This window comes from Frigidibacter sp. SD6-1, assembly GCF_030143255.1.
Classification (GTDB): domain Bacteria; phylum Pseudomonadota; class Alphaproteobacteria; order Rhodobacterales; family Rhodobacteraceae; genus TMP-24.
Genome location: NZ_JARJNR010000015.1, coordinates 18,025 through 30,934 on the forward strand (window position 1 = coordinate 18,025; position 12,910 = coordinate 30,934).

Annotated in this window: 12 protein-coding genes; 9 read left to right on the plus strand and 3 right to left on the minus strand. The window is 66.5% G+C overall.

Annotated elements, in window-relative coordinates:
- Nucleotides 1-106: 106 nt before the first annotated feature.
- The 3 genes from smc (at nucleotide 107) to P0645_RS18365 (ending at nucleotide 4,253) form a co-directional block, all read left to right on the plus strand.
- Nucleotides 107-3,562: a chromosome segregation protein SMC gene (gene smc, locus P0645_RS18355; RefSeq protein ID WP_284166003.1), complete on the plus strand. Its 3,456-nt coding sequence runs from the start codon at nucleotides 107-109 to the stop codon at nucleotides 3,560-3,562.
- Between the two features lie 4 nt (nucleotides 3,563-3,566).
- On the plus strand, nucleotides 3,567-3,995 hold the full coding sequence (locus P0645_RS18360) for a hypothetical protein (RefSeq protein WP_284166004.1): 429 nt from the start codon (nucleotides 3,567-3,569) through the stop codon (nucleotides 3,993-3,995).
- A 105-nt stretch (nucleotides 3,996-4,100) separates the two neighbouring features.
- Nucleotides 4,101-4,253 carry a hypothetical protein gene (locus P0645_RS18365; RefSeq protein ID WP_284166005.1) on the plus strand — a complete coding sequence of 51 codons (153 nt, stop codon included), beginning with the start codon at nucleotides 4,101-4,103 and terminating at the stop codon, nucleotides 4,251-4,253.
- 30 nt (nucleotides 4,254-4,283) lie between these two features.
- Here P0645_RS18365 and dapA read toward each other — a convergent pair whose 3' ends face one another.
- Nucleotides 4,284-5,159 carry a 4-hydroxy-tetrahydrodipicolinate synthase gene (gene dapA / locus P0645_RS18370; protein WP_284166006.1) on the minus strand — a complete coding sequence of 292 codons (876 nt, stop codon included), beginning with the start codon at nucleotides 5,157-5,159 and terminating at the stop codon, nucleotides 4,284-4,286.
- A gap of 152 nt (nucleotides 5,160-5,311) precedes the next feature.
- Here dapA and P0645_RS18375 point away from each other — a divergent pair, with 152 nt between their 5' ends.
- The 5 genes from P0645_RS18375 (at nucleotide 5,312) to P0645_RS18395 (ending at nucleotide 9,984) form a co-directional block, all read left to right on the plus strand.
- On the plus strand, nucleotides 5,312-7,252 hold the full coding sequence (locus P0645_RS18375) for a lytic transglycosylase domain-containing protein (RefSeq protein ID WP_284166007.1): 1,941 nt from the start codon (nucleotides 5,312-5,314) through the stop codon (nucleotides 7,250-7,252).
- 47 nt (nucleotides 7,253-7,299) lie between these two features.
- On the plus strand, nucleotides 7,300-7,500 hold the full coding sequence (locus P0645_RS18380; RefSeq protein WP_267634300.1) for a twin transmembrane helix small protein: 201 nt from the start codon (nucleotides 7,300-7,302) through the stop codon (nucleotides 7,498-7,500).
- Nucleotides 7,500-8,069 (plus strand): cob(I)yrinic acid a,c-diamide adenosyltransferase, encoded by a 570-nt coding sequence (locus P0645_RS18385; RefSeq protein WP_284166008.1) that lies wholly within the window; start codon nucleotides 7,500-7,502, stop codon nucleotides 8,067-8,069. Before P0645_RS18380 ends, P0645_RS18385 begins: the two co-directional genes overlap by 1 nt.
- A gap of 225 nt (nucleotides 8,070-8,294) precedes the next feature.
- Complete coding sequence (locus P0645_RS18390) at nucleotides 8,295-9,056, plus strand: electron transfer flavoprotein subunit beta/FixA family protein (protein WP_284166009.1); 762 nt, start codon at nucleotides 8,295-8,297, stop codon at nucleotides 9,054-9,056.
- 1 nt (nucleotide 9,057) lies between these two features.
- Nucleotides 9,058-9,984: an electron transfer flavoprotein subunit alpha/FixB family protein gene (locus P0645_RS18395; protein WP_284166010.1), complete on the plus strand. Its 927-nt coding sequence runs from the start codon at nucleotides 9,058-9,060 to the stop codon at nucleotides 9,982-9,984.
- A 71-nt stretch (nucleotides 9,985-10,055) separates the two neighbouring features.
- Here the strand turns inward: P0645_RS18395 and P0645_RS18400 are convergent, their stop codons facing one another.
- On the minus strand, nucleotides 10,056-10,889 hold the full coding sequence (locus P0645_RS18400) for a DUF6473 family protein (protein WP_284166011.1): 834 nt from the start codon (nucleotides 10,887-10,889) through the stop codon (nucleotides 10,056-10,058).
- 154 nt (nucleotides 10,890-11,043) lie between these two features.
- Here P0645_RS18400 and P0645_RS18405 point away from each other — a divergent pair, with 154 nt between their 5' ends.
- Complete coding sequence (locus P0645_RS18405) at nucleotides 11,044-11,919, plus strand: 3-hydroxybutyryl-CoA dehydrogenase (protein ID WP_284166012.1); 876 nt, start codon at nucleotides 11,044-11,046, stop codon at nucleotides 11,917-11,919.
- A 124-nt stretch (nucleotides 11,920-12,043) separates the two neighbouring features.
- Here P0645_RS18405 and P0645_RS18410 read toward each other — a convergent pair whose 3' ends face one another.
- Nucleotides 12,044-12,907 (minus strand): lysophospholipid acyltransferase family protein, encoded by an 864-nt coding sequence (locus tag P0645_RS18410; protein WP_284166013.1) that lies wholly within the window; start codon nucleotides 12,905-12,907, stop codon nucleotides 12,044-12,046.
- Between the last annotated feature and the right edge of the window lie 3 nt (nucleotides 12,908-12,910).

Here is a 12,910-nt window from a genome sequence, read left to right on the forward strand (position 1 = left end):
GGGGATAACTGCCAATCTATCCCCATATCCTGTGGAACGCCGTTGACTCACGGGCCCATCCGTCCAAGGATTCCTGAGCCCAAGGGAATCAGACCGGACCCGCCCATTGCGTTTCACGCGCCTCAGACTGAACGGCTTCAAGAGCTTCGTCGATCCGACGGACTTGCTGATCCATGAAGGGTTGACAGGTGTCGTCGGCCCGAACGGCTGCGGCAAGTCGAACCTTCTGGAGGCGCTGCGCTGGGTCATGGGTGAAAACCGCCCGACCGCGATGCGCGGCGACGGGATGGAGGATGTGATCTTCGCCGGCGCCGCCACCCGGCCCGCCCGCAATTTCGCCGAAGTCGTCATCACCATCGACAATACCGAACGGCTGGCGCCCTCTGGCTTCAACGATCAGGACCAGCTGGAGATCGTCCGCCGTATTACCCGCGATGCCGGTTCCGCCTACAAGGCCAATACCAAGGATGTCCGCGCCCGCGACGTGCAGATGCTGTTTGCCGACGCCTCGACCGGCTCGCATTCGCCCGCGCTCGTCCGGCAGGGCCAGATCGCCGAACTGATCAACGCAAAGCCAAAGAACCGCCGCCGCATCCTTGAAGAGGCGGCTGGCATCTCCGGCCTTTACCAGCGCCGCCACGAGGCGGAATTGAAGCTGAACGGGACGGAGCAAAACCTGCTGCGCGTCGACGATGTGATTGAACAACTCGCCCAGCAGCTTGCGCAATTGGCGCGTCAGGCCCGTCAGGCCGCCCGCTACCGCGAGATCGGCGAGGAACTGCGCCGCGCCGAAGGCATGCTTCTCTATCGTCGCTGGCGCGAGGCCGATCAGGCGCGGCTTGCGGCCGAAACCGATCTGAAGGCGCGCACCACCGCCGCGGCGCAGGCGGAAACTGCCGCCCGCGCCGGGACGAAAGCCCGCGAAGCGGCCGAGGACCGGCTGCCGCCCCTGCGCGAGGAAGAAGCGGTCGCGGGTGCGATCCTGCAGCGCCTGATGGTCAGCCGCGACACGCTGAAGGATCAGGAAGCCCAGGCGCTCCAGATGATCGAGACGCTGAAGGGCCGGATTGAACAACTTTCCCGCGATCTCGACCGCGAGGCGGGTCTAAACCGCGACGCGGGCGAGACGATCCAGCGCCTGGAGTGGGAGCAGGGCCAGATCGCCAAGGCGACCGAGGGCCACGAGGGCCGACTGGAAGGGGCGGCGACCGAGGCGGCGGAGGCCGCGCAGGTCCTGCAGAACCGTGAAGCGACGCTTTCCGAATTGACCGAGGATGTTGCGCGCCTGTCCGCCCGCCATCAGTCGGCGCACCGGCTTCTTTCCGACAGCCGCTCCACCGTGGAGAAGAACGAAGCCGAAGCCACCCGCGCCCGGGCACAGGCGGGCGAGGCAGAGGCGGCACTGGCGCGCGCCAGCACCGACCATCAGGCGGCGGAGGCCGCCCAGGCCGGAGCAATCGCGGCGGCAGAGGCCGCCGAAGAGGCGCTGAAAGCGGCCGATGAGGCGCGTACCGAGGCCCAGGCGCGCGAAACTGACGCCCGCGCTGCGCGGTCCGAGGCGGAAGGCGAGGCCGGGGCGCTGCGCGCCGAGGTGGCGGCGCTTGCCAAGCTCGTCGAACGCGAGGCTCAGACCGGCAAGCAGATGCTCGACCGTCTGCGCGTCCAGCCCGGCTATGAAAAGGCGTTGGGCGCGGCGCTTGCCGACGATCTGCGTGCGCCGGAAGTCCAGGGAGACAAGGGCAGCGGCTGGGCGGTCCTGCCCGCCTACCGCGAGGCGCAAGCCCTGCCGCCGGGCGCGAAAGCCCTGTCCGATCTCGTGACCGTGCCCGAGGCGCTCGTTCGGCGCATCGGCCAGATCGGCCTCGTCGCGCGCGCCGACGGGCCGCGCCTGCAGGCCGCGTTGAAGCCCGGCCAGCGCCTCGTCTCGGTCGAGGGCGATGTCTGGCGCTGGGACGGGTTCCGCGCGGCGGCAGAAGATGCGCCGTCGGCGGCGGCGCTGCGGCTCCAGCAGCTCAACCGGCTTGTCGAACTGAAACGCGACCTCGAAGAGGTCGCGGCCCGCGCCGAAGGCGCCCGGCAGGCGCATGAGCATTTGACCCGCACGCTTGCCGAAGCCACTCGCGCCGATGCGGCTGCGCGCGAAGCGCGCCGCGAGGCCGACCGCCGCATGGCGGATGCGAGCCGGGCGCTCTCCCGCGCCGAGGCGGACAGGTCGATCGCGGGCGGCAAGCTGGAAAGCGCGCGCCTGGCGGTCAGCCGCCATGAGGAAGAGGCGATGGGCGCCCGGACCCGGCTGAAAGAGGCAGAGGCCGGGGTTGCGGCGCTGCCCAACCTCGACGCCGCCCGCGCGCAGGTCGAGGATGTGAAGCTGACGGTCGAGGCCGCGCGCGTCACCATGCTGACCAAGCGCTCCGCCCATGACGAACTCCGCCGCGAGGGCGAGGCGCGGCTGCGGCGCCGACAGGAGATCACCAAGGAAATCTCGGGCTGGAAACTGCGGCTTGAGAATGCCGAAAAACGCACCGCCGAACTGACCGAACGCCGCGACGCCACCGAGGCGGAGCTGAAGGCCGCCTCCTCCGCCCCCGCCGAAATCGCCGCCAAACGGGCCGAACTCAGCGATGCGATCGACAGGGCCGAGGCCCGCCGCAAGGCCGCCGCCGACCGGCTGGCCGAGGGCGAGACCGCCATGCGACAAGCGGCCGACGCGGAGCGGGAGGCCGAACGCGGAGCATCGGAGGCGCGCGAGGCCCGCGCCCGGGCAGAGGCCCGCGCCGACGCCGCGCGCGAGACGGTCACCTATGCCGCCGAGCGCATCCGCGAGGAAACCGACAATACGCCGGGCACGCTTCTGCAATCGCTGAACGCCGATCCCGAAAAGATGCCCGACGCCGAGGTGCTCGACGCCGATGTGAACCGCCTGAAACGCCAGCGCGACGCGCTGGGCGCCGTGAACCTGCGCGCCGAGGAGGATGCAAAGGAAGTCCAGGCCGAACATGACACGCTGGTCAAGGAAAAGGCCGACCTCGAGGAGGCGATCAAGAAGCTGCGCGCCGGGATCGCGGGCCTCAACCGCGAGGGCCGCGAAAGGCTGCTGACCGCCTTCGAGCAGGTGAACGAAAACTTCCGCCTGCTTTTCACCCATCTCTTCGGCGGTGGCGAGGCGAACCTCGTGCTGGTCGAATCGGACGATCCGCTGGAAGCGGGGCTCGAGATCATGTGCCAGCCGCCCGGCAAGAAGCTCGCGACTCTGTCGCTTCTCTCGGGTGGCGAACAGACCCTGACCGCGCTCGCGCTCATCTTCGCCGTCTTCCTCGCGAACCCCGCGCCGATCTGCGTGCTCGACGAGGTCGATGCGCCCTTGGACGATGCCAATGTCACGCGCTTCTGCGACCTTCTGGACGAGATGACGCGGCGCACCGACACCCGCTTCCTGATCATCACCCACCATGCGGTGACGATGAGCCGCATGGACCGGCTTTTCGGCGTGACCATGCAGGAACAGGGCGTCAGCCAGCTGGTCAGTGTCGATCTGAAGCGCGCCGAACAGCTGGTGGCATGAACCCATGACAGGGCGGAACGACAGCCTGACCGGCCGCTGGCTTGGCCGCTACGACTATCAGGGCGCAGCCGAGCCGGTGCCGTTCGAGGTCGACCTCCATGATACGGGCGGCAGCCTGACCGGCGATGTGACCGAACCGAACAGTTTCCGCCCCGATCAGGGCACGATCCTGAGTGCGGTCCTGAACGGCGACCACAACGGCCTGCGCGTCAGTTTCATCAAGCGCTATGTCGGTTTCGATCAGGGCGATCATCCCCGCTATCAGGGAGAGCTGAACCCGGCGCGTACCCGGATCGAGGGGCGTTGGCACTTCCCGAAATCGCCCGCGCAGTCGGGACGTTTCGTGATGATGCGCAAACCGCGCGCCGCCGCCGAAGAAAGGGCGAGCGAGGCGGCTGAACGACCTGAAAGCGCAACGCTTCACATCGAATAAGGTGTTTCCGTACAGCAGGTTGCCTGCGCAATCGCCGCGCGCCCGATTAATGTTCCGGTAATGTTCCGGTAACCGCGATTTAATGGTTAACGGCTAGAACGATCCATGAACAACGGATCGGAGCCCATCATGCAGGAAGCCACACTCATCGCCACGCTTTTCGCCCTTCTCGCCTTCGCCGGCGTCGAAACCGGTCATGCCCAGCCGATGAAGGTCTGCCGGGTGGGCGTGGTCTCGCAGGTGCTGGGCGGCTGCTGAAAGGTCCGGCGGGGCGACCCGCCGGATGCCTCAGTTGATCAGGCCCGCGTGCCGCATGGCGGCATCGATCTTTGCCTTGGTCGTGTCGAGGAGACCGGTCAGCGGCAGGCGCACCTCCTCGGAGCAAAGCCCCAGCCGCGACAGGCCGTATTTGGCGCCGCAGAGGCCCGGCTCGATGAAGATCGCCTCGTGCAGCGGCATCAGCCGGTCCTGATAGTCCAGCGCCTTGGCGAAATCGCCGCGCAGCGTGGCTTCCTGAAACTCGGCGCAGAGGCGCGGCGCGACGTTCGCGGTGACCGAGATGCAGCCCACCCCGCCATGGGCGTTGAAGCCAAGCGCGGTGGCATCCTCGCCCGACAGCTGGATGAAATCGCGCCCGCAAGCGGCACGCTGCTGGCTTACGCGCTCGATCTTGCCGGTGGCATCCTTGACGCCCACGATGCGCGGCAGCTTCGCCAGCTCGCCCATGGTCTCGGGCGTCATGTCGATGACCGAGCGGCCGGGGATGTTGTAGATGATGATCGGCAGCGACGATGCGTCGTGCATCGCCTTGTAGTGGGCGTAGAGGCCGCGCTGGGTGGGCTTGTTGTAATAGGGCGTCACGACGAGCGCCGCGTCGGCGCCAGCCTCTTCCGCGCCTTTGATAAGGCCGATGCCTTCCACCGTCGAATTGGACCCCGCCCCGGCGATCACCGGAATGCGCCCGGCTGCGGCCTTCACCACCTCGCGGATCACGATCACATGTTCCTCGTGGGACAGCGTCGGGCTTTCGCCCGTGGTGCCTACCGGCACCAGCCCGTGCGAGCCCTCGGCCACATGCCAGTCCACGAGTTTCTTCAGCGTGTCCAGATCCAGCTCGCCGTTCTTGAACGGCGTGACGAGGGCTGGGAAGGACCCTTTGAACATGACACGCTCCTTGAGGATGGGGCAGGACGCCCGGGATGAAAATCGCGGCGGAACCTAGCCCTATCTGCGCGCCTTGCCAAGTTTGTGTGTTGCGCGGCGCCGCCGCCGCGGTAAATTTGCCGAAACAAGAACGAAGCAGTCGACGAGGCAGCATGATCCGGGTCCTTTTCGCCACCGCGCTGGCCGCGGCCCTTGCGCTTTGCGGCGCGGCGCGCGCCGACGAGGCAGCATCGCTGCGCGCGGCCATCGCCGCAGCCGACGCCGGTGACTGGAACACGGCACTGTCCGAGGCGGGCGGCGGCGGGGCGCTCGCCGCCGATGTGATCGAATGGCGATATTTGCGCGAGCAGTCCGCCTCTTTCGCGGCCTATGTCGATTTTCTGCGCCGCCGCCCCGACTGGCCGGGCCTGAAACTTCTGCGCAAGAAGGGCGAAGCGGCGATCACCGACGGGCTGAGCCCGGTGCTGATTATCTCCTATTTCTCCGAAGAGCCACCGCAGTCCGGGCAGGGTTGCCTAGCGCTCGCCCTCGCCTTGCGGGCACAGGGCGACGGGGCGGCGGCGGCGAAAGAAGTGATCAGGGGCTGGCGCACCCTTCCGATCCGGCCCGAGGATCAGGCGACATTCCTTGCCGAGTTCGGCGAGGTGCTGGCCGATCATCATGATGGTCGGGTGGCGGCGATGCTGAAGGCAGGGCTTACCGGTGATGCCAAACGCGTGCTGCCGCTTGCCAGTGCGGGCACCCGCGCGGTCGCCGAGGCGCGGATCGCCTTGCAGGAACGCGCGAATGGCGTGGATGCGCTGATCAAGGCGGTGCCGGAACGCATGAAAGGCTCGGCCGGCCTCGCCTATGACCGGTTCCGCTGGCGGATCGGCAAGGATCTTTATGCCGATGCCGGGACGTTGATGCTGGAACGGTCGGGAAGTGCCGAGGACCTCGGCGATCCGGAAGCGTGGGCCGACTGGCGGCGCAAGCTGGCGCGGAAGGAAATGCGCGAAGGCGACCCGCGCCGCGCCTACCGGATGGCGGCGAACCATCATCTGGCGAGTGGTGACGATTACGCCGACCTCGAATGGCTGTCGGGCTATATCGCGCTCAGGAAGCTTTCCGACGCCGATACGGCGCTGAAACACTTCGCCCGCTACAGGGCCGCGGTGAACGGGCCGATCAGCCTCGCCCGCGCCGGTTACTGGCTGGGCCGCGCCTACGAGGCCGCAGGCCGCGCGGGCGACGCCCAGGCCGCCTATGCCGAGGCGGCGCGCTATCAGACCGCCTTCTACGGGCTTCTTGCGGCCGAAAAGGCGGGCCTGCCGCTGTCGGCCGCCCTTGTCGGCGGCGAGGCCTATCCCGGCTGGCAGGACGCGTCTTTCGCCGGATCGTCGGTCTTCAAGGCCGGGCGGCTGCTGATGCAGGCGGGCGAACATCAGCTGGCCGCGCGCTTCTTCCTGCATCTCGCCGAAAGCCTCTCGGGCGAGGATATCGGCCGGATCGCCGGCATGGCGCTTGAGGCGAACGAGCCCTATATCGGCGTGGTGCTGGCCAAGGCCGCCGCCGACAAGGGCGTGATCTGGCCCTCGGCCTATTTTCCGCTCGTAGGCCTCGATCACCTGAACCTGCCGGTGCCGACCGAGCTGACACTTTCGATCGCGCGCCGGGAAAGCGAGTTCAACCCCGAAGCCGTGTCGTCCGTGGGCGCGCTTGGCCTCATGCAGGTGATGCCCGAGACCGGCAAGATGATGGCGGCCAAAGTGGGCGTGGGCTTTGACCGCGGCAAGCTTGGCAGCGACTTCGATTATAACGCCACGCTCGGTTCGGCCTATCTGGCGGGGCTTGTCGAGGAGTTCGGCACCTCGCCGCTTCTGGTCGCGACCGGCTACAATGCCGGGCCGGGACGGTCGCGCAAATGGATCGCGAGCCTTGGAGATCCCCGTGCCAAGGGCGTCGATCCGGTCGACTGGATCGAGGCCATCCCCTTCCGTGAGACCCAGACCTACGTGATGCGCGTGGCCGAAAGCCTGCCGATCTATCGGGCGCGGCTGACCGGGCAGGCGGGTCCGGTGGATTTCACCGGCCTGCTGAAGGGGCGCTGGTAAAGCGGGACCGAACGGCCTAAAGCAGGGGCAAAGCCCCAGGAGGCACCATGACCAGAGACCCGCTTTTCATCGTTGCGGCCATCGCCTGCTTCGTGGTGCTGGCCATCCTGATGACCGGCATCGGCGGCTTCGCCAAGGGTGGCGACTTCAACCGCAAGCACGCCAACCGCATCATGCGCTACCGGATCATCGCCCAGGCGGCGGCGGTGGTGCTGATCCTCGCGTTCGTGCTGATCCGGGGGCGCTGATGGTCGTCCTGAACAAGATCTACACCAAGACCGGCGACAAGGGCGAAACTGCGCTCGGCAACGGCGCGCGGGTCGCGAAACATTCGGCGCGCGTCTCGGCCTATGGCACGGTCGACGAGGTGAATGCCACGGTGGGCCTTGCCCGCCTGCATGCGGCCGGGACCGAGATGGACGCAGGCCTTGCCCGCATCCAGAACGACCTTTTCGACCTCGGCGCCGACCTCTGCCGTCCCGAGATGACCAAGGACGCGGAGGCGGGCTATCCGGTCCTGCGCATGCTGCCCGGCCAGTCTGAGCGGTTGGAGCGAGAGATCGACGCGATGAACGCGCCGCTTGCCCCTCTGCGCAGCTTCATCCTGCCGGGCGGCACGCCGCTTGCCGCGTATCTGCACCTCTGCCGTACGGTCAGCCGTCGGGCCGAAAGGCTGGCGGTCGAACTGGCCGAGAGCGAAGAAGTCAATCCCGCCGCGATCACCTATCTGAACCGGCTGTCGGACTGGTTCTTCGTGGCGGCCCGGGTCGCGAACGGCGGCACGGATGTGCTCTGGGTGCCGGGCGCCCACCGCTAGACCGCTCCTCGCGCCCTTGCGTGCGCTCCTCGCGAAGAAAGGCCGCGAGCGCAGGGTGAGCGGCTCGGCTCAACCGCTGTCCGTCGCTAACAGGCCAAAACGTGGCGTCCCAGCGTCAACTCCTGTCGATTTTGCACTGTCCTAGGCGTTGCAGACTCGCTAGGAACCGGACGGGAGTTATTCAGCCGCCCGCAAGGGTGGCCTGTCTTGAGGAGATACACGCCGATGAAGGTCCTCGTGCCTGTGAAGCGCGTGATCGACTATAACGTGAAGGTCCGCGTGAAGGCGGACGGATCGGGGGTCGATCTCGCCAACGTCAAAATGTCGATGAACCCGTTCGACGAGATCGCCGTGGAAGAGGCGATCCGGCTGAAGGAAAAGGGCATCGCGACCGAGATCGTCGTGGTTTCCATCGGCGTGAAGCAGGCGCAGGAAACGCTGCGGACCGCACTTGCCATGGGAGCCGACCGCGCGATCCTGATCGAGGCTGCTGCCGACGTGCATACCGACATCGAACCGCTCGCGGTCGCGAAGCTGCTTGCGGGCGTGGTGAAGGAAGAGGCTCCGGGCATCGTTCTTTGCGGCAAGCAGGCGATCGACAATGACATGAACGCCACCGGCCAGATGCTGGCCGCACTTCTGGGCTGGGCGCAGGCAACCTTCATTTCGGAACTGGCGATCGAGGGCGACAAGGCCACAGTGACCCGCGAGGTCGATGGCGGCCTGCAGTCGATCTCGGTCAAGCTGCCGGCGATCGTCTCGGTCGACCTGCGCCTGAACGAACCGCGCTATGCCTCGCTGCCGAACATCATGAAGGCGAAGGCGAAACCCTTGGCCACCAAGACGCCCGCCGACTACGGCGTTGACGTCGCCCCCCGCCTCTCGGTCGTCAAGACGACCGAGCCCGCGGGCCGCAAGGCGGGCGTCAAGGTCGGCTCGGTCGACGAGCTGATCGCGAAACTCAAAGACGAAGCGGGGGTGATCTGAGATGGCCGTTCTTCTGATTGCCGATGTGAATGACGGGCATCTTGCAACCGACGCGGTCGCCAAGACCCTGACCGCCGTCAAGGCCCTGGGCGATGTGCATGTGCTGGTCGCGGGCACGGGCGGCGATGCCGCCGCCGCCGATGCGGCCAAGCTTGCGGGCGTCTCGAAGGTGCTGTTCGCGGACGACAAGTCGCTTTGCCACGGCATGGCGGAGCCGACCGCAGCGCTGGTCGCAGGTCTGGCGGGTGGCTACAGCCATATCGTCGGCGCGTCGACCGCCTTCAACAAGAACGTGCTGCCGCGCGTGGCAGCACTTCTGGATGTGATGGTCATCTCGGACGTGACCGCCGTGATCGACGCCGACACGTTCGAACGCCCGATCTATGCGGGTAACGCGATCCAGACGGTGAAATCCTCCGACAAGGTCAAGGTCGCCTCGATCCGCACCGCTTCGTTCGACGCGGCCGGGCAGGGCGGCTCGGCTTCGGTCGAGAAGATCGGCGCCGCTGCCGATCCGGGCCTGTCGTCCTGGGTCGAAGACCGTGTCGCGGCCTCCGACCGGCCGGAACTGACGTCGGCCAAGGTGGTGGTCTCTGGCGGCCGTGGCGTCGGCTCGAAGGAAAGCTTCGACCTGATCGAGGCGCTCGCCGACAAGCTCGGCGCAGCTGTCGGTGCCAGCCGCGCGGCGGTCGACAGCGGCTATGCCCCGAACGACTGGCAGGTCGGCCAGACCGGCAAGGTCGTGGCGCCGGATCTCTATGTCGCGGTCGGCATCTCGGGCGCGATCCAGCATCTTGCGGGGATGAAGGATTCGAAAGTCATCGTCGCGATCAACAAGGATGAAGAGGCGCCGATCTTCCAGGTCGCCGATTACGGTCTTGTCGCCGACCTCTTCGCCGCCGTGCCGGAATTGACCGGCAAGCTCTGACCGGCAAGCTCTGACCGTCAGAGCGACCCCGGACGATCAGGAGAGGCCCGCCACCGGCGGGCCTTTTCCTTTCAGCGCCCTTTCAGATGCCGGGCGATGACCGGCGTCAGCGCCTCGGTCACTTCCTCATGGACCTTTGGCCCGGGCAGTTCCGCCGCCGAGGGCGCGTCGAGCGGCGCGAAGACCATGCCGAGCGTCCCGGCCGAGCGTGCCGCCGCGCTCGGTGCGACGCGGACGAAGTCGGTGGCGAAGGGGCGGACGGTCTCAATCATCTTCTCGTCAATCAGCAGGGGCTCCGGCCCCAGCTCATCCCCCGGCCGACCGGCCGCGCGATGATCGCCGATCGCCAGAAGCACGGTCTTGGTCGTCATCTTCTGAAGGAACAGCCGCATGCGCGCCACCCAGGCCGCCTTCAGCTCGGTCTCGACCAGCCCGAACTTTTCCGGCGCCACGCGCTTCAACGTCAGGAGCATGTGACGAGTGAAGTGAAACTCGTTGAAATCGACCTCGCCGAAGATGGTCTTCATCAGCGCCGAGGCGCGCAGGAAGCGGTCGTTGCGGCGGGGATGGACGGCATAGAAGCGGTTCGACATGTTCTGCGCGCCAAGGATCTGGATCACCGCGACCCGCGCCTGATTGGCCGCGTCGATGATCGCCGGTTCGTTCAGGAAGACATCCGCGCCCGCGTTCATGTAGCCGAAATTCACCATCGGCAGGCCGAGTGCCGCCTCTGCCAGCGCCGGATAGGGGTCGCGCACATATTTTCCGTAGGTTTCCGACCCGCCAAGGAAGGCGCAATAGCGCCCCTCCAGCTTGCGCCTCGGTCCACGGAACAGAAGCTTTGACGCGCCATAGCGGCATGGAAGATAGTCGAGCGCCCCCGCGCCCGGAAATTCATAGGCCATTGATCCCACCATCAGTTCCGATTCACCCAAGGCCAAGGGTTGCACGGAAGGCATTGCCAAATGCCTAATGCGAAAGGGGCCTGCCGCCGGTAAGGCTTGCGCAGGCCGGGGCGCGGTGCATAAGGTCGCGCGGACAAGCGGGAAAGGACGGCAGATGGCGATCCAGTCGGTGGGTATCGTGGGCGCGGGCCAGATGGGCAACGGTATTGCCCATGTCTTCGCGGCGGCGGGCTACGATGTCCTGATGACCGATGTGAGCCAGGAGGCGCTCGACAAGGCCATCGCCACGATCACGAAGAACTTCGACCGCCAGATTTCCCGTGGCAAGTTGGCGGAGGCCGACAAGGTTGCTGCCCTCGGTCGCATAAGCACGACGCTCAGGCTCGCCGACCTCGGCCAGACCGATCTGGTGATCGAGGCCGCGACCGAACGCGAGATGGTCAAGCAGGCGATCTTCGAGGATCTGGTCCCGCATCTGAAGCCCGAGACGATCCTGACCTCGAACACCTCGTCCATCTCGATCACAAGGCTCGCCTCGCGCACCGACCGGCCGGAAAAGTTCATGGGGTTCCATTTCATGAACCCGGTGCCGGTGATGCAGCTTGTCGAGCTGATCCGCGGCATCGCGACGGACGAGCCGACCTACAAGGCGCTGGTCGAAGTGGTGGAGCGGCTGGGCAAGACCGCGGCAAGTGCGGAGGATTTCCCGGCCTTCATCGTCAACCGGATCCTGATGCCGATGATCAACGAGGCGGTCTATACGCTTTACGAGGGGGTCGGCTCGGTGAAGTCGATCGACCAGTCGCTGAAGCTCGGCGCCAACCATCCGATGGGGCCGCTGGAACTGGCCGATTTCATCGGGCTGGATACGTGCCTTGCGATCATGAACGTCCTGCACGAGGGGCTGGCGGACACCAAGTACCGGCCCTGTCCGCTTCTGACGAAATATGTCGAGGCGGGCTGGCTCGGCCGCAAGACCCAGCGGGGGTTCTACGACTATCGGGGAGAAGTGCCGGTGCCGACGCGGTGACCTCCGCGCGAAGGCTGGGGGCTGTCTGCCCCCAGACCCCCGAGGATATTTGATCCACAGTGAAAGCGTATCTTCATTCTGGCCGCAGTATCCCGGGGGTTCGGGGGCTGGCCCCCGATAGCCGTCACCTGCCGAGGCTAAGCGTATGTTCCCTGAGCCATGCGAGGAACCCCCGCGGGTTGCCTTCCCAGTCCTTCAGCACCGTCGCCGGGATCGGCTCGCCGATCACCGGGCGCTGCGGCTTGAAAAGCGCGCGCTTGATCTCGTGCAGCAGCAGGCCCTGCCGGATCGTGTCGGACAGTTTGTTGGCGATCAGAAAGGCGCGGCTGTTCTGGCCGGGGAAAAAGATGGGAAGGATGGTCGCACCGGTCGACCGGACGATCTTGTGGGTGAAGACGTTCCATTCGCTTTCGACCGCCGGGCCCCACCAGCCGTCCGACATCGCCACCTTGCCGGCCGGGAACAGGATCACCACGCCCCCCGCCTTCAGGTGCTTCATCGTATCGTCGCGCATGACCAGGCCAAGCTCGCGGGCGTTTTCCTCATGCGGGAAGGGCACGGGGATCATGAACTCCTCGACTTCCGGAATGCCGGTCAGCAGCGAGCGGGTGAGGATCTTGAAATCCGACCGCACGCGGTTGACCATCTCGGCCATGATCATCCCGTCGACAAGGCCCGACGGGTGGTTCGCCACGACGACGACCGGACCGGTCTTCGGGATACGCGCGATTTCCTCGGGCGGGGTCAGGATATCGATCCCCATATGGCGGATCGCCTTCGGCCAGAAGGGAGAGCCGACGGGAGCGCCGGATTTCTCGAACGACCGGATCAGGCGGATGAGCGTAACCTTGCCCGTCAGCCATTCGATGGCGCGAATCGCACCGGCCTTGAACGGGTTGGAAAAGGTGCCCGCATAGGACAGGCGCCGCATCTCGTAGCGCTTGTTCTTCGGCGCCGGGGCGGGCCGGGTTTCGGTTGCGCTCACCATGCG

What these genes read in the sequence shown, in the direction of transcription:
- P0645_RS18375 (WP_284166007.1), top strand. Translation starts at nt 5,312, where the DNA reads ATGATCCGGGTCCTTTTCGCCACCGCGCTGGCCGCGGCCCTTGCGCTT.
- P0645_RS18385 (WP_284166008.1), top strand. Translation starts at nt 7,500, where the DNA reads ATGGTCGTCCTGAACAAGATCTACACCAAGACCGGCGACAAGGGCGAA.
- P0645_RS18400 (WP_284166011.1), bottom strand. Translation starts at nt 10,889, where the DNA reads ATGGCCTATGAATTTCCGGGCGCGGGGGCGCTCGACTATCTTCCATGC.
- P0645_RS18390 (WP_284166009.1), top strand. Translation starts at nt 8,295, where the DNA reads ATGAAGGTCCTCGTGCCTGTGAAGCGCGTGATCGACTATAACGTGAAG.
- P0645_RS18365 (WP_284166005.1), top strand. Translation starts at nt 4,101, where the DNA reads ATGAACAACGGATCGGAGCCCATCATGCAGGAAGCCACACTCATCGCC.
- dapA (WP_284166006.1), bottom strand. Translation starts at nt 5,159, where the DNA reads ATGTTCAAAGGGTCCTTCCCAGCCCTCGTCACGCCGTTCAAGAACGGC.
- P0645_RS18380 (WP_267634300.1), top strand. Translation starts at nt 7,300, where the DNA reads ATGACCAGAGACCCGCTTTTCATCGTTGCGGCCATCGCCTGCTTCGTG.
- P0645_RS18410 (WP_284166013.1), bottom strand. Translation starts at nt 12,907, where the DNA reads ATGGTGAGCGCAACCGAAACCCGGCCCGCCCCGGCGCCGAAGAACAAG.
- P0645_RS18395 (WP_284166010.1), top strand. Translation starts at nt 9,058, where the DNA reads ATGGCCGTTCTTCTGATTGCCGATGTGAATGACGGGCATCTTGCAACC.
- P0645_RS18360 (WP_284166004.1), top strand. Translation starts at nt 3,567, where the DNA reads ATGACAGGGCGGAACGACAGCCTGACCGGCCGCTGGCTTGGCCGCTAC.
- P0645_RS18405 (WP_284166012.1), top strand. Translation starts at nt 11,044, where the DNA reads ATGGCGATCCAGTCGGTGGGTATCGTGGGCGCGGGCCAGATGGGCAAC.